The sequence below is a fragment of the Streptomyces odontomachi genome, assembly GCF_024435355.1.
Classification (GTDB): domain Bacteria; phylum Actinomycetota; class Actinomycetes; order Streptomycetales; family Streptomycetaceae; genus Streptomyces; species Streptomyces odontomachi.
The window spans coordinates 1-18921 of the sequence record NZ_JAMJWG010000046.1 but is presented as its reverse complement, the minus strand read 5'-3'; the positions used below and the strand labels follow the sequence as shown (position 1 = coordinate 18921).

Here is an 18921-nt window from a genome sequence, read left to right as displayed (position 1 = left end):
CGGCCACGACGGCGAACATCAGCACGAGTACACCGGCCATGATCCGGTTTCGGGTCTTCGGGTTCACGCCTTCGAGGTTAACCGGCACCGCCGAGCGGCCAACCCCCGACCTTCTCGTAACGGGGCTGCTCACCCGGGACCCCGCTGGTCGGCAGGGTGCTGCGGACCAGGCACAGCTCGCGCACCGTCCACGCGGTGCCCGCGAAGTCCGCCAGGCCCGCCAGGTGCGGGCGCAGGTCGGTGTGGCGGGTCTTGTTGCGGCTGTGGGCGAGGGTGAGGTGCGGGCGGTAGCGGCGGTGCTCGTCCATGGGGATGCCGGCCTTGCGCGCCGCGGCCTGCGCCCGCTCGGCGAGCCGCCGCATGACGGGCACGTCACCGTCGACGCCGACCCACAGCACCGCCCCCTTGCCGAACTGCCCCGCACCCCGCAGGGCGATCTCGAACGGCTCCGTGCGCCCCGCGGCACGCTCGAGCCGGGCGGACAGCTCCGGCACCGCGTCCTCCGCCACCTCCCCGTAGAACGCGACCGTGAAGTGCCAGCTCGCCCGCAGGGTCCAGCGCAACCCGCCGCGCTCCGCCCCGGAACCGTCGCCCGGGTCCGTTCGTTCCCGCACCGGGTCCACGGCGGCCGCGAGTTCGGCGAGGGCGGACTCCGGCGGGAGCACTGCTGCGAAGAGTCTCATGGCACCAGTCTCAGGCACCCCACACGGACCATGGACCTCTCGCGGGAAAGAGGAGAAACCGATGACCGCCCTGCACATCAGACCGGCCGCCCCGGCCGACACCCCCCTCGTCCTCCGCCTCCTCGACGACGCGGTCGCCTGGCTCACCGCACAGGGCCGCACCGGCCAGTGGGGCACCGAGCCGTGGTCGACCGACCCACGTGCGGTCGACATAGTGGAGCGCTACCTCACCACCGGCCAGCCGTGGATCGCGGAACTCGACGGCGAACCGGTCGGCACCGTCACCCTCACCGACGGCCCCGGACCGTACCTGAAGCCCGCCACCGAGCCGGAGCGATACGTCCACCTCCTCGTCACGGCCCGCCACCACGCCGGCCACGGCATCGGAAGCGCCCTCCTCACCCACGCCGCCGAGGAGACCCGCCGCGCCGGCGTCTCCCTCCTCCGCGTCGACTGCTACGCGGGCGACGACGGCAAACTCGTCACCTACTACGAACGCCACGGCTTCACCCGCACCGAGTCCTTCGTCGGCACGGACGACTGGCCGGGGCAGGTGCTGGCGCGGCGGGTGTGAGGGGTGGGACCCGTTGGCCTTCGAACGCGGTGTCGATGTCGCTGCGCACCTGTGACCGAGTGACGCGCGCTCGATCCGGAATCGGCACCGAGATCCAGTTGCGTCTACTTCGTTTGTTGCGAATAATTCGAATACGACAGTGGAGGGACACCATGGGTACCGTCACGGGCAAGAAGATCGAACCGGGCGTGGTCGACGCAAAGGACGCGGAACGCGCGCTGCGACGGATCAACGACTACCTGTCGCGCACGGCTCAGAGCGACGGGGATATCCAGGTGCATCTGGAAACAGGCGCGACGGACGAAGCCCTCGTCCTCCCGCGACCGGTGGCAGAGATGTTCGCGTCGATACTGGCTGCTCTCGCCCATGGGCAGGGGGTCCAGATCATGCCGGTCGACGCGGAGCTGACCACCCAGCAGGCCGCCGACCTGCTCAACGTGTCCCGCCCCTACCTGATCGGCCTCCTCGAGTCCGGCGAGATCCCGTTCAGGCTTGTCGGTCGTCACCGTCGTATCCGGTTCGCCGACCTGCGCCAGTACCTGCGCCAGGAGGAGGCGAGGCGCAAGGACGCAGCCGACGAACTGATGGAGCTGGACCAGGAGCTCGGACTGCTCTGACATGACGTTCACCGCGATCTACGATGCCTGCGTCCTATACCCGAACACGCTGCGTGATCTGCTGATCCGCGTCAGCAGGAGAGGATTCGTCCGAGCCCGATGGACCGACATGATCCTCGACGAGGTGGACCGGAACATCGCTCGGAACCACCACATCGCTCCCGAGAAGCTACAGCGTCGCAGGGCCCTCATGAACCGGGCCACTCGACCACCTTGGCGAATGGGGCATCGAGCCCAAGAGCGCCGACGCCTTCGTCATGGACCTGATAGGGCTGGATGATCGTGTGGTCTACGCCTGCGTGCAGGAGATCGCCACCTCTCGACGCCACCCACCTGAGACGTTCGAGGACGTGCTGGCCCAGCTGGAAAGGTCGGGTCTCACCGAATCCGTGGCCGCCCTGCGCCATGGCCCGGGAGCCGTCAGCTAGCGGGCCCGGTTCCGGTGGGGTCGGCAGCGCAGACCCTTCTCGACACCTCGCGGCAAAGGCCGGCCACACCGCTGCGACCCGCCGATTTTCCCCCTGGGGAAACGTCATAGACGCCCTTCCTCCGCCCCCCACACAGTTGAAGTGGAAATCAACCGCGGCGCATAGCCGCTGGCGCGTCGTCTCGGGGGAGGCTCCACCATGGCGTGGGACGAGTGGGAACAGCTGAAGCAGCAGGCCGCGGAGAAGCACAGCGCCCGCATGGAGCTGAACCAGGCGCCCGCCGCCGACGGCACCACCCATAACGGTGACCTCAAGGCCAGCCAGAAGGACCTGGCGGCCGTCGGCGACTCGGCCTACCGGCTGTACACCCGGCTGCACAAGTGCAGCGACCACGCCCGCGGCGCCACCGAGTCCGCCGGCAAGGGCCTGAGCAAGGACGGGTACGCGCTGGGCAAGGCCCTCACGCATGTCGCCGGGCGCTGGACCACGCAGGCGAGGACGCTCAGCGATGCCTGCGCGCAGATCTCCAACCACATGGACTTCACGCGCAATGCCCATGCCGGTGACGAGGTGTACATCGCCGGGATCGTCAGCAGCATCTCCACCCTGGACAAGGGGTTCGACGAGAGGACCCAGGGCTGATGGACCTCGACGCGCTGCTGCACGGCAACTTCCACCAGCTCGGTGAGGCGGTCTCCGACTGGGAGGAGATGCTCCGGCAGTTGAAGGACCTCAGCGACGACGCCCACAAGGACCTCAAGAAGAAGTCCGACGGGGCCAACTGGGCCGGTCTGAACCAGCAGGTGTCCCGGTCCTTCATCGACAAGACGGTCGGCGAGTTCGGCGACGCCCACACGGAGGCCGACACCATCGTCAACATCCTCAAGGACACCCGTGACGAACTCGTCGGCTACCGCCGCCAGCTGAAGGACGCCCTCGACCGGGCGCTCAAGAAGCAGCTGCTGGTGACGGACAAGGGCCACGGCACCTTCGAGATCACGTGCTACCCGGAACGCGCCACGCACAGCACCCCGCAGGACATCGAGGACGCGAAGAAGGAGATCGAGAAGATCCTCTCCGCCGCCACCGACAGCGACGCGAGCGCCGCGAAGGTCCTCACCCGCATCGTCGACCAGGCGAAGTACGGCTTCTCCGACGCCCACTACAAGGACCGTGACTCCGCCGCCCAGGCCATCAAGGACGCCGACGACCTGGCGAACCTGATGAAGGACCCGGAGCACATGACCCCGGCGCAGTTCGACCGGGCCAACAAGATCATGGCGAAGCGCAAGAACGACCCGCTGTTCGCGGAGGAGATGGCCCTCAAACTCGGCCCGAAGGGCGTGGTGAACTTCTACGCCGACGTGTGCGACCCCAACGTCAACCCGAAGCTGTACGAGGCGCGCCACAACCAGCTGGACGACCTCCAGAAGAACCTCGGCATGACCCTGGCGACCGCCACCCAGTCCGACAGCCCCGCCATGCAGCGGTGGGAGAAGGACATGATCGCCCTGGGCCCCGACCGGCTCAAGGACCCCTCGGGAAGCCCCATGGGGGTCAACGGGTACCAGGTGATGAGCGCCCTGATGGGCCGGGGCGACTTCGACGACTCGTTCCTGACGTCCTACGGCAAGAGCCTCATGGGGTACGAGCGGCGGGCCGACATCCCCCCGCAGCAGCTCTGGCACATCGCGGACACCTCGATCGACCTGAACCCGAGCGGTGCCGGCAACGGCGAGGACCCCGTCACCGGCTACCTGAACGGGCTCTCCCACAGCCCCGACGCCGCCACCGACTTCCTCAACGACCCGTACGACAACAAGCAGACCGACTTCCAGTACCTCTACGCGGACCGCGAATGGCCCGACTGGCAGGACCAGCCCGGGCAGCACGAGAGCGAGGCGGGCCACAAGGCCCTGGCCCTTGCGGTGGAGGCCGGCACCACGGGCCACCTGCCCGGCGAGAAGCCCGATCCGCAGAACGCGCTGCCGCACACCTACGAGCAGTCCCGGCTGATGCAGTCGGTCATGAAGTCCGTCTCGGACCACCCGAAGGCGCTCACCGACAACCCGGTCATGGCGCAGAGCCTGGGCCGTAGCGCGGCGGAGTACATGCCCGACATCTACCGGTCGGTCAGCCTCGACCAGAGCGGCCAGGAGAACCTGCTGTACCCCGTCGACGGCGTGCCCGCCGACGTCGACCGCCGCAGCGCCACCCGGTTCCTGTTCTGCGTCGGCGAGGACCCGCAGGGGTACGCCGCGGTCCAGGCCGGCCAGCGCACGTACATGCACAACCTGCTGAACTACCAGCTCGACCCCGATGTCCCCGCCGACCAGCGGTTCCACGGCTCACCGCAGAACGCGGTCACGGACATCACGCGCACCTCGGCGACGGTCGGCGGGGTCCTGGACGGCGGCCGGCTCGAAGGGGACCGGGAGGCCGGGCAGAACCGTGACGCGCAGTACGCGAAGGCCATGGACGCGGCGAAGACCGGGGTCTCGACGGCCGTCGGGATCGGCACCGGGGTCGGCACGTCCTTCATCGGCTCGCCGGTCGCGGGTGCCGTCGTCTCGGGCGTGGCGGGCACCGCCACCTCGGCCGCCATCGACGAGATCTTCGAGGACACCAAGACGCACTACGAGGCCGACGGGGACGACAACCGGCAGCACATGGCCGAGGGCGCCGAGTCCAAGACCGTCGGCATGAACCAGCGGGCGGCCGAACGCGCCTGCAAGGCGTACGACGTCCCCGACGCCGACGACGCGGCCTCCTGGGCGTACCAGGCGACGGAGGACGGGTACAACGACGCCGACCGTCTCGGCGGCCCGGACGGCCCGCTGTCCGACCTGCGCGCCAAGCCCGAGGGCTCGGACGACTGAGGACGCCGCCGGGCCGCTCGCCACAGGGTGCCCGGCCGATCGCCCTACGCCGCCGCGGCCAGCCGCTTCTCCTCCCGCGGTACGAACCGCACGTGCTGCCGCCCGCGGCGCAGGTCGACCTCCAGGCGCAGGTCGGCCGCGCGGGCCAGCACGAGGCCGACGAGGACGGCGGCCACGGCGCACACCAGGCCGCCGACGGCGAAGCTGACGCGGACGCCGTAGGTGTCGGCGAGCCAGCCGAAGAGCGGGCCGCCCAGCGGGGTGCCCCCGGTGAAGACCATCATGTACAGGCTCATCACCCGGCCCCGCATCTCGGGGTCGGACGCCATCTGCACGGACGAGTTCGCGGTGACGTTCGTCGTCATGCCGACCATGCCGATGGGCACGACGAGAGCGGCGAAGAGCCAGTACGACGGCGAGACGGCCGCGACCAGTTCCAGCACGCCGAAGCCGGCGGCGGCGAGCGCGAGGACCCTGAGGCGGGTGCTGCGGCGGCGGGCCGCCAGCAGGGCGCCGAACAGGGACCCGATCGCCATGAGGATGTTGAACACGCCGTACATCCCGACGCCGCCGTGGAAGATGTCGTTGGCGTAGGCACTGAGCCAGATCGGGAAGTTGAACCCGAACGTGCCGACGAACCCGACGAGGACGATCGGCCAGATCAGGTCGGGGCGCTTGGAGACGTACGTCAGGCCCTGCCGCAGCTGGCCCTTGCCACGCGGGGTGCGCGGCATCTCGTGCAGCTCGGCGGTCCGCATCAGCATCAGCCCTGTGAGCGGCGCGAGGAACGACAGACCGTTGGCGAGGAACGCCCAGCCGGGGCCGACGGCGGCGGTCAGCGCGCTGGCGACGGCCGGCCCGATGAGCCGGGCGGACTGGAAGTTCGCCGAGTTCAGGCTGACCGCGTTGCGCACCTGCTGGGGGCCGACCATCTCGGAGACGAAGGACTGCCGGGTCGGGTTGTCGACGACCGTGACCAGGCCGGTCCAGAAGGCGGCCAGGTAGACGTGCCAGACCTGGACGTGCCCCGAGAGGGTGAGCCCGGCCAGGAAGAGACCGCTGAGGCTCATCGCCCCCTGGGTGACGAACAGCAGGTTCCGCTTGGCGAAACGGTCCGCGATGACACCGCCGTACAGCCCGAACAGCAGCATCGGCAGGAACTGCATGGCGGTGGTGATGCCCACCGCTGCCGACGAGCCGGTCAGGCTCAGCACCAGCCAGTCCTGGGTGATCCGGGACATCCAGGTGCCGGTGTTGGAGACGACGGCACCGGAGGCGAAGAGGCGGTAGTTGCGGACGCGCAGCGACGAGAACATCCCGCCGCGTGCCCGGGGTGCCGCCGGACCGGCGGTGGGCGGGGCCTCGGGGGCCTCCGGGGCGCCGGGAACTTCGAGTGCGCCGGACGCTTCGACGTCGGACGTCTCCGGGATGCCGGAACTCGCCCTGTCCGGGGTCCGGGCGGTGCGGTCGGGGTCGGGTATCGGTGCGGGGGCGGAATCTGCTCCGGATCCCGTACTCAAGAGGGTTCGCCTCCTTGGCTCGATGTCAGGTCTCCCGGCAGGTGTGCTCCGTGCGGTGGAGCGACGGGGCCGTGCCGGGCCGGCCCCTGAGGCGTGCCCTGCCGGGTCGGTGGGCCCGGGTGATCCCCGGGTCCCCGGCGGTGTTCAGGGTGGGTGGTCCGGGTCGTGGGGCCCGGCTCACGGTGGGTGGGGGGTCAGAGGTGCGCGAGCTTCTCCAGGACCGGGGCCGCGTCGCGCAGCTTGGCCCACTCCTCTTCGTCGAGGCCTTTGACCAGCTCGGCCAGCCAGGCGTTCCGCCGACGGCGGCTCTCGTCCAGCATGGCCTCCGCGCGCTCGGTCTGCATGACGACCTTCTGGCGGCGGTCTTCAGGATGCGGCTCCAGCCGGACCAGGCCCTTGGCTTCGAGCAGCGCCACGATGCGGGTCATCGACGGCGGCTGCACGTGCTCCTTGCGGGCGAGCTCGCCCGGTGTGGCGGTGCCGCAGCGCGCGAGGGTGCCGAGCACCGACATCTCGGTCGGGCTCAGCGACTCGTCGACCCGCTGGTGCTTGAGCCGCCGCGACAGACGCATGACCGCGGAACGCAGCGCGCTCACGGCGGCAGCATCTTCGCCCTGGGTAAGATCCGGCATGGTCTTTAGAGTAACTCATTACTCTGGCTAAATACCAGCCGGCACGGCGCCGCGAACCCTCCCAATCACCCATCCGGGTGATGCAGCTCCGGAAAGTGATACAAAGCCACGCTCGGCCCCGCAACCCTCATATCCATGGGTAGCAACGTGCTCAGCCTGCGGATAGACGACGAACTACTCGAGCGCCTGCGGAAGCATGCCGGCAGACGGGGGATGAGCGTCCAGGACTACGTCATCCAGCTCCTCGTACGAGATGACTTCGACGAGCGCTTCAGCGCCGCCGTCGAGGAGACGGAGCGGTTCTACGGGGTGAGATGACACACATCGGGGGTGTGCGGTGGCACGCCCGTCCGCGGCCCCGTACCGGACCGCGGACGACACGACAGCCGGCCGGACCGTGCGGCCGGATCGGACACCGCAGGTCGGACCGGGTGGACGGCTCAGGTCAGCCCGAGCGCCGGCATCAGGTAGTAGAACGCGAACACCGCGGCCACCACGTAGATCGGGACCGGCACCGTACGCCCCCGCCCCGCCACCATCCGCAGCACGACGAACGTGATGAAGCCCACGCCGATGCCGTTCGTGATCGAGAACGTGAACGGCATCAGGAGCATCGTCAGGAACGCCGGAATGGAGATCGTGAGGTCGCTCCAGTCGATCTCGCGGATCGAGCCGGAGAAGATCAGGAAACCGACGACGACCAGGGCGGGCGTGGCCGCCTGCGACGGCACCATGGTGGCCAGCGGCGTCAGGAAGAGGGCGAGGACGAAGAGCCCACCGGTGACCATGTTCGCGAAGCCGGTACGGGCGCCCTCGCCGACGCCCGCGGTGGATTCCGCGAAGCAGGTGGCGGCCGAGGACGACGAGATGCCACCGGAGGCGACCGCTATGCCGTCGATGAACAGGACACGGTTGACGCCCGGCAGGTTGCCGGTCCGGTCCGTCAGACCGGCCTCGTCGGTGATGCCCATGATCATGCCCATCGCGTCGAAGAAGCTCGACAGCAGCACGGTGAACACGAACAGCACGCCGGTCACCATCCCGACCTTGTCGAAGCCACCGAACAGGCTGACCTGACCCACCAGGCCGAAGTCCGGGCTTGCGACCGGGTTGCCGGGCCACTTCGGGACGGTCAGGCCCCAGTTCGGCACCTTGGTCACGGCGTTGATGATCATCGCGAGGACCGTCATGGCGACGATGCTGATCAGGATCGCGCCCGGGATCTTGCGCACCAGCAGACCCATGGTGAGCAGCACACCCAGAATGAAGATCAGCACCGGCCAGCCGTGCAGATGCCCGTTGACCCCGAGCTGCACCGGCACCGTGCTGTGCGCGGCGTCCGGGATGCGGGTGATGAAGCCCGAGTCGACGAGACCGATGAGCAGGATGAACAGGCCGATGCCGATCGCGATGCCCTTGCGCAGGCCGAGCGGCACCGCGTTCATCACGCGCTCCCGCAGGCCGGTGGCGACCAGCAGCATCACCACGAGACCGGCCAGCACCACCATGCCCATCGCATCCGGCCAGGTCATCCGCGGGGCCAGCTGGAGCGCGACGACCGAGTTCAGACCGAGCCCGGCGGCGAGCGCGATCGGGACGTTGCCGATCACGCCCATCAGCAGGGTGGTGAACGCCGCGGTCAGCGAGGTCGCGGTGACCAGCTGGCCGTAGTTGAGGTGATGCCCGTTCATGTCGTGCGCGCTGCTGAGGATGATGGGGTTCAGCACGATGATGTAGGCCATCGCGAAGAACGTGGCGAAGCCACCGCGCACCTCGCGGCCTATGGTCGAGCCACGTTCGGTGATCCTGAAGAAGCGATCGATCGAGCCACTCGGGGCCGGACCTCCGGACGGCTGTGGTGCAGCGGCCTCGGCGGTGAGCAACTTGGGCATGGAGAAGTCCTCGGGAAGGGGAACGGTGCGCGGCGGACGGGGTCAACCGACGCCGTTTCTAGCTTCCCGGGGTCAACCAGGAGTGCTGTGAACTGTTTCAGTATGAAGAAATCATGGTGATGATCGCTATCTTCGCGCGTAGAAATCTCTCCGGACAGCGCGCGGACCGCACCCGCAGACGGCACGGAACGCCCCGGACCGCCCCGTTGGGGCCCCTGTGGCCGACCGTAAGCTGTGCGCATGAGCGAGCGTGAGCGGGGCACGGACGGGGCCACGGATCAGGCCTCGGCCAGGACCACGGACCGGGCCGCGGGCGGGGGGATCGCCGACCGGCTGACCAGCCGACTGTTCCGCGAGCCCCTCCGGCACGAGGCGCCCGAGCCCTTCGAAGGCCCGGTGGTCGGCACGGTCATCGGCGGCACCCTGATCTGGTTCGTGCTCTTCCTGGCCCAGCTGCCGTTCTACGGCTGGTTCGACGACCACGGCCACCTCTGGTGGCTCTGGACCTGCCTGGCCGGCGCGGGCCTCGGCTGCATCGGCATCTGGTACGTGCGGCGGCGGGATGCGGCGATCAAGCGGGCGGTGACCGGGGCGGAGCCCCGGTAACCGACGCGCCCGTAAGGGCCGCGCCCCTGGCGTCGAAGGCGCCAAAAGGGGCGCGGGGAACTGCGCGACCAGCCACGACGCGACCTGCGGGTCACCACCGACCCAAAGGGGCTGTTTCCGTCGTGTCCGGACCACCGGCCGGTGGATGGTTGCTCGCGCAGTTCCCCGCGCCCCTCACGGGGCGCCCCCGTACCGTCGGATTCATGGCGCCCCATGACCTGGAACCGGAGTCCGGCGAACTGTTGGCCGGGCTCACGGGGGCGGAGGTCGCCGCCCGGCGGGCCCGTGGCGAGGTCAACGACGTGCCGGTGCGCAGCAGCCGCTCCGTCGCCGACATCGTGCGCGGCAACGTCCTCACCCGCTTCAACGCGATCATCGGCGTGCTGTGGCTGATCATGCTGGTGGTGGCGCCGTTCCAGGACAGCCTGTTCGGTTACGTGATCCTCGCCAACACGGCCATCGGCATCGTCCAGGAACTGCGCGCCAAGCGCACCCTGGACAACCTGGCCGTGATCGGCGAGGCACGGCCCACGGTGCGCAGGGACGGGGCCCCCGTCGAGGTCGGCACCACCGAGATCGTGCTGGACGACCTGATCGAGGTCGGTCCCGGCACCCGGATCGTGGTGGACGGGCAGTGCCGGGAGGCACACGGCCTGGAGGTCGACGAGTCGCTGCTCACCGGCGAGGCCGACACGGTCGTGAAGCACCCGGGCGACCCCCTGATGTCCGGCAGCTTCGTGGTCGCCGGCAGCGGCGCTTTCACCGCGACGCGGGTCGGCCGGCAGGCCTACGCGGCACGGCTGACCGAGGAGGCGTCGCGCTTCACGCTGGTCCACTCCGAGCTGCGCGGCGGGGTCTCCACGATCCTCAAGTACGTCACCTGGATGATGATCCCGACCGCGCTCGCGCTGGCCGTCAGCCAGCTGGTGGCGAAGCACACCGGCCTGAAGGACTCCGTGGCCCGCGCCGTCGGCGGCATCGTGCCGATGGTCCCCGAGGGCCTGGTGCTGCTGACCTCGATCGCCTTCGCGATCGGGGTGATCCGGCTGGGCCGCCGGCGCTGCCTGGTGCAGGAACTGCCCGCCATCGAGGGTCTGGCCCGGGTGGACACGGTCTGCCTGGACAAGACGGGCACGCTCACCGAGGGCGGCATGGACGTGGCCGAGCTACGGGCGCTGGACGGCGCCGAGGTCACGCACGTCCGCGCCGTGCTCGCCGCCCTCAGCGGCACCGATCCACGCCCGAACGCCAGCCTGCGCGCCATCATCGACGCCTTCTCCGGCGACACCGCGCCCGCCGGCACCTCCCCGGACACCGCGTCGGACGCCGCCGTCCCCACCCCCGCCCCGGGCAACGGCCGCCCCGCCCCGCCGCCCGGCACCCGCTCGCTGCCGTTCTCCTCGGCGCGCGGCTACAGCGCGGCCGCCTTCGTCCAGGGGCCGGCCGCCACCGCGGACGGCGGGAGCCCCGCGACCCGCCCGGTGACCTGGCTGCTCGGCGCGCCCGACGTGCTGCTGCCGCACGGTCACCCGGAGCTCGCCGCCGCCGAGCGGCTCGGCGCCCAGGGCCTGCGGGTCCTGCTGCTCGCCCGGTCCACGCGTGACCTGGACGCGGCGGACCTCACGGCCGACGTGCACCCGGTGGCCCTCGTCGTGCTGACCCAGCGGCTCCGCGCGGATGCCGCCGACACCCTGGGCTACTTCGCGAGCGAGCAGGTCAGCGCGAAGGTCCTGTCGGGCGATCACGCCGTCTCGGTCGGCGCGGTGGCGGCGAAGCTCGGGCTGGCCGGGGCGGCCGACGCCCTGGACGCCCGCTCGCTGCCGACCGGCACCGCCGAGCTGGCCGCCGCGCTGGAGGAGCACACCGTCTTCGGCCGGGTCACCCCGCAGCAGAAGCAGCGGATGGTCGGGGCGCTCCAGCACGGCGGGCACGTCGTGGCGATGACCGGGGACGGGGTGAACGACGTCCTGGCCCTCAAGGACGCCGACATCGGCGTCGCCATGGGCTCGGGCGCGGAGGCCACCAGGGCCGTGGCGCAGGTGGTGCTGCTGGACAACAGCTTCGCGGTGCTGCCCGCGGTGGTCGCCGAGGGCCGCCGGGTGATCGGCAACATCACACGGGTGGCGACGTTGTTCCTGGTGAAGACGGTCTACTCGGTGCTGCTCGCCCTGCTGGTGGTCGGCTTCCGGGTCGAGTACCCGTTCCTGCCGCGGCACCTGACCCTGCTCTCCACGCTCACCATCGGCGTCCCCGCGTTCTTCCTGGCCCTGGCGCCCAACACGGAGCGGGCCCGACCGCACTTCGTGCGGGGTGTCATGCGGTACGCGGTGCCCGGCGGGGTCATCGCGGGCGCGGCCACCTTCGTCTCGTACCTGCTGGCCCGGGAGCACTACCGGGGTGCCGGGGCGCTCAGCGCCCAGACCAGCGTGGCCACCCTGACCCTCTTCCTGATCTCGCTGTGGGTACTGGTGATCGTCGCGCGCCCCTACACGTGGTGGCGCGTCTGCCTGGTGGTGGCCATGGCGGCCGGTTTCCTGCTGGTGCTGATCGTGCCCCGGCTCCAGCACTTCTTCGCGTTGAAGCTGGTGGGCACCGTCATGCCGTGGACGGCGGTGGGGATCGCCGCGGTGGCGTCGGCCGGCCTGGAGCTCGCCTGGCGCCGGGCCGGCCGACGCGCCCCGACCTGACGCGACGGCCCCCGTCGGACCCGTCACGCCGGCCTGGCGCCCCGCGTGTCAGGACATGTCCTGCTGTACGCCCTACTTCGCGCCCTACTGCACGTCGACGAAGTCGCCGGCGGCCTTCACGGCCGGGGTCGTCGAGGTGCCGGCGAAGGAGTACCGCCAGTAGCCGTCGGCCGCGGCCTTGACCGTGGTCTTCAGCTCGCCGGTGCTGTTGGTGGTGAGCGTCTTGACGGTGCTGTAGGTGCTGGAGGACTTCGGGCGGAACTGCAACTGCACGGACTGGCCCGTGTAGCCGTGGTACTTGTGGTCCTCCCAGTTGGCGCGGGAGAGCTTGCCCGTGACCGTGATGGTGGCGCCCTTCTTCACCGGCTCGGGGGAGGCGTTGACGGTCTGCTTGGACAGCCGCTGCACATGGTGGGTGGTGTAGTAGTCGTCCCAGAACAGGTAGCCGTCCTTGGAGACGACGCCGACGCCCACGTGCCAGGTACCGGCCAGCGCGTTCGTGTACAGGTCGGCGCGCGGGTCGATGGTCATCGAGAGCACGCACTTCGACGTGGTGGTGTCGATGGCGGTGCAGGTGGCGGCGGACTCGTTGGGCACGATCGCGCCGTCGATGTCGTTGTCGACGTCGGTGCCGTGCCACAGGTAGAGCTCGGCGTCGTAGATGCCCTTCGGGTGCGTGGCGGTGACCGCGACCTTGATCGTCTTCTTGTCGGTGGTGCCCAGCACGATGTCGGCGCCACCGTGCACGGCGACCGATTCGACGACCGGGTCGGTGGTGGCGGCGCGGGCCGTGGCACGCGGCGCCTGCTGCGCCAGCGCGGCGCCGAACCGCGACGCGGCATCCGGCTTGGCGGCGGCGGCCGCCCCGGGCCCGCCTGGGGGCACCTCCCGCGCCATCAAGGCAGTGGGGGAGGCCTGGGCGGCCGGGACGGCGAACGCGGTGAGGGCGAGGGCGCCGGACATCGTCGCGGCGGCCACGAGGGTGCGGATACGCATGTATTCCCCAAGTGGAGAGGGGGCCCGGAGTGCTGTCGCCGGCGCACCGGGCCGGTTGATCCAGGAGTCTGCTGACTCCGGAAATCAGACCTCCGCAAGGGGGGACTAGTTGTACATGATGTGAATTTTTTATGACTGATTAACCATCAGACGGTCATATCCCTCACCGCGACCGCCCGGCACCCCTTCTGCACCCCTCCCCCGCATCCCTCCCACACCCCTCCCGACCTGCGACGATCAGTCCGTCCCGACCTGCGACGATCAGTCGAACCAACGATCGCGTGCCAACTCCTCCGTGCGCGAGGGGTCCTCCAGGAGCGCCGCCACCTCGAACCGCCGGGGCCACTGCCCCGCCGACCAGGCCAGCCCGGCCGCCACGCCCTCCAGGGTCGCCGCGTGCACCACGCCACCGTCGCCCGCGCCTTCGCCGGCCTCGGCGGGCTCGCCCGTCGTGCGGTACCAGTCCAGCTCGACGCCGTCGACGACCAGTTCCTCGTGCTCCACGTACGACGTCGGCGTGGTCGCGCCCAGCAGTACCCGCACCGATTCGGGCACCTCACGGACCACGCCCTCGTCCCGTACCGCCCCCGGCACCGTCTCGCCCAGCCGCCGCACCTGGAACAGCTCCGCGAGATCCCCGGCGAGCGCCGGCCGCACCGGCAGCAGCGGGCGCCCGGCGGCCAGCGGCAGCAGATCGGGCGAGTCGGCGACCACGGCTTCCTGCGCGTCCACGACCACGACCCGGCCGTGCTCGCGGACCGCCCGCAGCTCGTCCGGCAACGTGACCTGCTCGGGATCCAGATCGGCCAGCGCGCTGTACAGGCCGTGCAACTGGGCGGCCGTGACCTCGAGATCAGGGTCGGCGAGCCGGTCGAGGAGTTCCACGGCGCCGCCCGGCTCGTCCAGCAGCGCGGCCACCGAGGTGCGCACGCCCAGCGCACGCAGCACCTGCTCGTCCTCGAACCCGGTCGCGTCCGCCGACTCGTACAACCCGTCGAGCAGCGGATCACCACCGGCGGCACGCAGCCCGGCGGGCCGCCGGCCGTCCAGCACCGGATGCCCGCGCAGCCACCAGGCGGTGTACGGGCGGACCGTCTCGCTGGTGCCGTCCGGCAGCAGGATCCGCACCGGCTGGGTCAGCGCATCGCGCAACGGCGGACGGGACAGCAGCGCCAGCGCCTGCGGCCACCGGTCCTCGTCGACCAGATCGAGATCACGCACCGCGATGATCTCGGTGGCCACCGGCGGCACCGGGGTCTCGGGCAGCCGGTCCAACACGTCTTCGCACCACACGTCGACGGCGTCCAGCAGTCCCACGTCGTCCGGCTCGGCGAAGTCGCCCTCGCGCGGCTCCAGGTCGTCCGGGTCGAGGACCACGTCGGTCGCCCGCACCAGCGCGAAGTCGGCGAGCGCCCCGCACGCGGCGAGCGGTGCCGAGCCCCAGCGGGCGGCCAGTTCGGCGTCCACCTCGGCCAGTTCGCCGTCCCGTATCACCTGCGCGAAGGGGCTACCGGGCACCACCAGCTCACCGGCGGGCGCCGGCTCGCCGTCCTCGTCGGTCAGCGCGAGGGCGCCGAGCCACGGCTCGTCCCCCGGCTCCAGACCGGCGTCGCGCACCAGGCCCAGCACGACCTCGGCGAGCTCCTCCGCATCGAGCCCGCGGGCGCCACCGGGCTCGGCGTCGAACCATTCCCCGTCCTCATCGAGCGAGGCCGCCACCGCCGCGCGCACCTGCGGGGTGGTCAGCACGGCCCGCGGCGCGGCGGGCAGCGCACCGAGCTTCTCCAGCAACGGGTGCGAAGCATCCGGGTGCGCGATCTTCAGACCGAGCCGGGTCAGCGCCGCAGCGGACGGACCGAGCCCCACACCGCCCCCGCCACCCTCGCCATCGTCATCGGAGGGCGGCAACGGAAGCAGCACGTGGCGGGGCCCGATGGTGGTCCGGGGTACGGCGGGACCGGCCGCCGGCGCACTCTCCGCGCCATGACCCGGCTCGACGGCCAGCGGCACCGGCAGCCCGGACAGCCGCTCCGGGTCCACCCCGGCCAGGCTGTCGTAGAGCCGCCACCACCAGCGCGGTTCGCGCTCCAGACCGGCCAGCCGGTCGATCGCCTCGGTCAACGGCACCCGGGCCACGCCCAGGGTGCGCAGCTCGACGCGCCGCTCCAGGCCGGCGGGCAGCAGGCTGGGCAGCACCTCGGCCAGCACCCGCACGGTCTCGGCGCCCGCGCCCTCCACCACCTCCGCGTCACGCGGCCGCAGCGCACCGCTCGCAGGAACGGCACCGGGCAACCCGGCCAACTCGGCGCCGTCAGGGGCGGCCCAAGCGGCCTCGTCGCCGGCGGCGTCGTCGACGGTGACCGTGGGAGGCAGCGCGGGCGGCAGGAACGCCGTACGCGGCAGCCGCTCCACGATGGCGCGCCGCAGTGCCCCGTCCAGCTCGCCCTTGCCCAGCGGCCCCGGCACCAGGTCGATCAGCCCCGTGCTGACCGGCCGCCACGCGGCCAGCAGCGCTTCGTAGGCGTCGGCCGCGCGCTCCACGAGGAAGTCGGTGAGCGGTCCCGGCGCGACATGCCGCCGGGTGGTGTCCATCGGCAACGAGGCGATGAGCAGCGCGGGAACCCCCAGGGGCTCGTCGCTCGGCGTCGGCGCGTGCACCACGGGAGCGGTACGGGGCGCAGCCGGCGCGCCCTCGTCGTCCACGGGGACCGCCCAGGTCACGCTCCAGTGCGGGCGCAGTCGCTCCTCGATCGGCCGGTCGGCCAGCAGCGCGGCGTCGAGCAGCCCGCCGCCGTGCACGGAGCGCCAACGGGTCGTGCCGTCCCTCGTGTCCTCGACGACGGTGACGGTGTCCGGGGCGACGATCGAGACCTCGGCGCCCGGCGCACCCGGCGCTCCCGTCGCGCCTGACCCGGCCGCCGGAGCCGCCCCTCCGACCGGAGTGCCGTCCCGCTGCTCCGTGCGCCGGCTGAGCGTGCGCACGCCCTCCGAGGTCTCCACCACCACCTCGGCCAGGCCCGGCAGGGTGAGCAGCAACGCCGCGTCGATCCCGTTCAGCAGCCGTTCCACCAGGTCAGTCGCCGCGGCGTCGCGCAACGGCAGGATCACGGCGGTGTCATACGGCTCCGGAGGCGTTCCCTCGGCCGGGAACGGCAGCCGCAGCAGCGGCACGTGGCCCTCCCGGCGGCGCAGCTCGGTGGCCAGGCCGCGCCGCCCCTGGGCGGCCTCCGCCGCCAGCTCGCGCGCCTCGGCCAGCGACCACCGCACCCCGCCGGTGCGCCCGACGACGGCAGGCTCGTCGCTGACGGCGAGCACCGCGGAGAACCCGATCCCGAACCGCCCCACGACGCCGAACCCACCCGGCGCCGTGCCCTGCTCCGGCTCGTCACGCTTGGCGGAGGCCCGCAACGTCGCGAGCGACTCGACGCCCGCCTCGTCGAGCGGGGCACCCGTGTTCGCCGCGACCAGGACACCGTCGGCGAGCGTCAGCCGCAGCCGCCCCGGAGCACCGGCACGCGCCGCGGCATCCGCGGCGTTCTGCGCCAGCTCCACCACGACACGGTCGCGGTAGCCGCCGAGGGCCAGATCCTCCTCGGCGTTGGCGTCCTCACGGAAGCGGGCGGCGCTAGCGGCCCACGCATCGAGCACCCCACGCCGCAGACGCGCGGTCCCGAACGGATCCGCCCCTTCGGCAGCCGGCCGCACGAACTTGCTCACGGTGGTCACTCCTCGTTCCGTGGGGGTCCTTCCCACCGCCCCTCGGAGCGGTGGGAAGGATGGGCATCGCCTAGACCAACCTCTTGTTCACCGGACGACGAGGGTACGCCGTGGGGGCACCCCGCATCGCCGGGTGCGCCTGGGGACCCCTTGAGGGGGCGCCCTGGGACCGCCCTGGGTGCCGTGCGCCGGGGGTGCGGGTGCGCCGGGTGCCCCGGCGGTGGCGGTCATGCCGAGTACGCCGGCTACGCCGTTTGTGGCGTTCGTGTCGCCTCTCCGGCCGACGGCCGGACTCGTCGACAGGTGCCCCTTCGGGCCGGTGGCGGCCCGCGGGACTCACGGGGCTGGACGCGCCCACGCGGCGGAGCCGCATATCGACACAGCCCCGCGCCCCTCAGTGGGCGCCCTTGGTCTCAGGGCGCCGGGTGGGTCAGCTGTGGCCGAGTTCTTCCGGAGGGGCGCCGGGCTCCACGGAGCCGGAGTCGTCCGTGGGGTGCAACGGCAGGGGTTCGACGCGGGTCTCGTCGAGTACCGGCGGCGGGGGCTGGGGCGGCTTCGGCATCACGGCCGCCTCCGAATGGCCGCCGCACCCGTAGGACAGGGACACCACATGGCCGTCCGCCGGCGAGAACTCGTTCGCGCACACGCCGAACGCCTGACGCAGTGACCCCGCGATCGGCATCAGGAAAGCGCAGGTCAAGCAGGACGCGGGCGCCGCCTGCGCCATCTGCGTCTTGGGCCCGTACTCCTCTTCCCACCGATCGGCCGCACTGTGCAACCCGTACCGCGACAGCACCCGGGCCCTGCCCATGCCGATCTCCTCGGCGACGGCGGCCAGGCTGCCCCGCAACGGCGCGCTCGGCAGGTTGGCCGGGGACCCCTCGGTGACCTCGGCGTCCTCGGCCTCGACGAGCTCCGCCATCTCCTCCGAAACGGGCGAGCTCGGCAGGGGCTCCACCCCGCCGCTGAACCCGGGCTCCAACCGCAGGTCATCGGCGTTCGTCGGCAGCAGATCCCCCGGGCCCAGGTCTCCGGGGCGCAGCCGCTCGCTCCACGGCACCCACTCGGGGGCGAGCAGCGCGTCAGGGCCGGGCAGCAGGACGGACTCGTCCAACGTCACGATTTTGGCACGGGACGCACGGGTGACCGTGACGGCCCAGCGCCAGCCGCGGTACCCGGGTTCCTTGCACTCGAAGAGATGCGTGACGACGCGGTCGCCCTCGGCGACGGCCGCGACATGCTCACCGACCACGCCGGGAGCTGCGGTTTCCTCAGCCGCGGCCCGGGCGAAGGCGACTGCCTCGGCGCAGAGGCGGTCGGGGGTACGGCTTCGCGTTGTCGCTGCGCTCACAGGTATCGCTTCTCTCCTACGCCGTCTCACGGTGCGCCACGTGCAATGACGGGACGCGGACGGAGCGGACCGGGGGGCCGCGTCGACGTCCGCGCCCGGTCGTGGTCGGGCGCGCCTGCTTCTTCCATTCTGCGGGATACTCACGGGCGTGCGACCGGGGAGGGGCGCGGTAGGCACGCTACCTCTTTCTCGGCGACGGGGTGGTCCGGGGTGCCGCTGCGGGTCACGTGACCGTGTGTCGGGGGCCATGCGGTCGTCCGGGGTGCCGGTGCCGTTCACGTGACCGTGGGGCGTGGCTAGGCCGGTCGTCCGGGTGCCCGGAACCGTTCACGTGACCGT

At 71.4% G+C, this 18921-nt stretch carries 15 protein-coding genes; 8 read left to right on the top strand and 7 right to left on the bottom strand.

Annotation, left to right across the window (positions count from 1 at the left end):
• Positions 1-77: 77 nt before the first annotated feature.
• Positions 78-683 (bottom strand): RNA 2',3'-cyclic phosphodiesterase, encoded by a 606-nt coding sequence (thpR, locus tag NQO67_RS42240; RefSeq protein ID WP_255955941.1) that lies wholly within the window; start codon positions 681-683, stop codon positions 78-80.
• A 61-nt stretch (positions 684-744) separates the two neighbouring features.
• Between thpR and NQO67_RS42235 the strand changes: the two genes are divergently transcribed.
• The 5 genes from NQO67_RS42235 to NQO67_RS42215 all read left to right on the top strand — a co-directional run bounded on the left by NQO67_RS42235 (position 745) and on the right by NQO67_RS42215 (position 5181).
• Positions 745-1257 carry a GNAT family N-acetyltransferase gene (locus tag NQO67_RS42235; RefSeq protein ID WP_255955940.1) on the top strand — a complete coding sequence of 171 codons (513 nt, stop codon included), beginning with the start codon at positions 745-747 and terminating at the stop codon, positions 1255-1257.
• Between the two features lie 152 nt (positions 1258-1409).
• On the top strand, positions 1410-1874 hold the full coding sequence (locus NQO67_RS42230) for a helix-turn-helix domain-containing protein (protein ID WP_255955939.1): 465 nt from the start codon (positions 1410-1412) through the stop codon (positions 1872-1874).
• A 257-nt stretch (positions 1875-2131) separates the two neighbouring features.
• Positions 2132-2302, top strand: coding sequence for a VapC50 family PIN domain-containing toxin (locus NQO67_RS42225; protein WP_255955938.1), 171 nt, complete (start codon positions 2132-2134; stop codon positions 2300-2302).
• A gap of 198 nt (positions 2303-2500) precedes the next feature.
• Positions 2501-2944 carry a hypothetical protein gene (locus tag NQO67_RS42220; protein ID WP_255955937.1) on the top strand — a complete coding sequence of 148 codons (444 nt, stop codon included), beginning with the start codon at positions 2501-2503 and terminating at the stop codon, positions 2942-2944.
• Complete coding sequence (locus tag NQO67_RS42215) at positions 2944-5181, top strand: DUF6571 family protein (RefSeq protein WP_255955936.1); 2238 nt, start codon at positions 2944-2946, stop codon at positions 5179-5181. Before NQO67_RS42220 ends, NQO67_RS42215 begins: the two co-directional genes overlap by 1 nt.
• A gap of 44 nt (positions 5182-5225) precedes the next feature.
• Here NQO67_RS42215 and NQO67_RS42210 read toward each other — a convergent pair whose 3' ends face one another.
• Both NQO67_RS42210 and NQO67_RS42205 read right to left on the bottom strand, forming a co-directional pair.
• Positions 5226-6701, bottom strand: a complete 1476-nt coding sequence (locus tag NQO67_RS42210; RefSeq protein ID WP_255955934.1) for an MFS transporter — start codon at positions 6699-6701, stop codon at positions 5226-5228.
• Between the two features lie 194 nt (positions 6702-6895).
• Complete coding sequence (locus NQO67_RS42205) at positions 6896-7333, bottom strand: MarR family winged helix-turn-helix transcriptional regulator (protein ID WP_255955933.1); 438 nt, start codon at positions 7331-7333, stop codon at positions 6896-6898.
• A 135-nt stretch (positions 7334-7468) separates the two neighbouring features.
• On the opposite strand from NQO67_RS42205, the gene NQO67_RS42200 reads away from it, so the two are divergent.
• A complete protein-coding gene (locus tag NQO67_RS42200; RefSeq protein ID WP_255955932.1) occupies positions 7469-7651 on the top strand; it encodes a ribbon-helix-helix protein, CopG family in 183 nt (60 codons plus the stop codon).
• A 122-nt stretch (positions 7652-7773) separates the two neighbouring features.
• Here the strand turns inward: NQO67_RS42200 and NQO67_RS42195 are convergent, their stop codons facing one another.
• Positions 7774-9225 carry an NCS2 family permease gene (locus NQO67_RS42195; protein ID WP_255955931.1) on the bottom strand — a complete coding sequence of 484 codons (1452 nt, stop codon included), beginning with the start codon at positions 9223-9225 and terminating at the stop codon, positions 7774-7776.
• Positions 9226-9570: 345 nt separating this feature from the next.
• Between NQO67_RS42195 and NQO67_RS42190 the strand changes: the two genes are divergently transcribed.
• Both NQO67_RS42190 and NQO67_RS42185 read left to right on the top strand, forming a co-directional pair.
• On the top strand, positions 9571-9831 hold the full coding sequence (locus tag NQO67_RS42190) for a DUF2530 domain-containing protein (protein WP_255955949.1): 261 nt from the start codon (positions 9571-9573) through the stop codon (positions 9829-9831).
• 203 nt (positions 9832-10034) lie between these two features.
• Positions 10035-12518 carry an HAD-IC family P-type ATPase gene (locus tag NQO67_RS42185; protein ID WP_255955930.1) on the top strand — a complete coding sequence of 828 codons (2484 nt, stop codon included), beginning with the start codon at positions 10035-10037 and terminating at the stop codon, positions 12516-12518.
• 84 nt (positions 12519-12602) lie between these two features.
• Here the strand turns inward: NQO67_RS42185 and NQO67_RS42180 are convergent, their stop codons facing one another.
• The 3 genes from NQO67_RS42180 to NQO67_RS42170 all read right to left on the bottom strand — a co-directional run bounded on the left by NQO67_RS42180 (position 12603) and on the right by NQO67_RS42170 (position 18582).
• A complete protein-coding gene (locus tag NQO67_RS42180; RefSeq protein ID WP_255955929.1) occupies positions 12603-13514 on the bottom strand; it encodes a calcium-binding protein in 912 nt (303 codons plus the stop codon).
• Between the two features lie 261 nt (positions 13515-13775).
• Complete coding sequence (locus NQO67_RS42175) at positions 13776-17231, bottom strand: sacsin N-terminal ATP-binding-like domain-containing protein (protein ID WP_255955928.1); 3456 nt, start codon at positions 17229-17231, stop codon at positions 13776-13778.
• A 430-nt stretch (positions 17232-17661) separates the two neighbouring features.
• Positions 17662-18582, bottom strand: coding sequence for a DUF3027 domain-containing protein (locus NQO67_RS42170; RefSeq protein ID WP_255955926.1), 921 nt, complete (start codon positions 18580-18582; stop codon positions 17662-17664).
• Between the last annotated feature and the right edge of the window lie 339 nt (positions 18583-18921).

Coding starts and splice junctions, on each gene's coding strand:
- NQO67_RS42185 (WP_255955930.1), top strand. CDS start 10,035: ATGGCGCCCCATGACCTGGAACCGGAGTCCGGCGAACTGTTGGCCGGG.
- NQO67_RS42220 (WP_255955937.1), top strand. CDS start 2,501: ATGGCGTGGGACGAGTGGGAACAGCTGAAGCAGCAGGCCGCGGAGAAG.
- NQO67_RS42235 (WP_255955940.1), top strand. CDS start 745: ATGACCGCCCTGCACATCAGACCGGCCGCCCCGGCCGACACCCCCCTC.
- NQO67_RS42225 (WP_255955938.1), top strand. CDS start 2,132: ATGGACCTGATAGGGCTGGATGATCGTGTGGTCTACGCCTGCGTGCAG.
- NQO67_RS42195 (WP_255955931.1), bottom strand. CDS start 9,225: ATGCCCAAGTTGCTCACCGCCGAGGCCGCTGCACCACAGCCGTCCGGA.
- NQO67_RS42205 (WP_255955933.1), bottom strand. CDS start 7,333: ATGCCGGATCTTACCCAGGGCGAAGATGCTGCCGCCGTGAGCGCGCTG.
- NQO67_RS42180 (WP_255955929.1), bottom strand. CDS start 13,514: ATGCGTATCCGCACCCTCGTGGCCGCCGCGACGATGTCCGGCGCCCTC.
- thpR (WP_255955941.1), bottom strand. CDS start 683: ATGAGACTCTTCGCAGCAGTGCTCCCGCCGGAGTCCGCCCTCGCCGAA.
- NQO67_RS42200 (WP_255955932.1), top strand. CDS start 7,469: ATGGGTAGCAACGTGCTCAGCCTGCGGATAGACGACGAACTACTCGAG.
- NQO67_RS42215 (WP_255955936.1), top strand. CDS start 2,944: ATGGACCTCGACGCGCTGCTGCACGGCAACTTCCACCAGCTCGGTGAG.
- NQO67_RS42230 (WP_255955939.1), top strand. CDS start 1,410: ATGGGTACCGTCACGGGCAAGAAGATCGAACCGGGCGTGGTCGACGCA.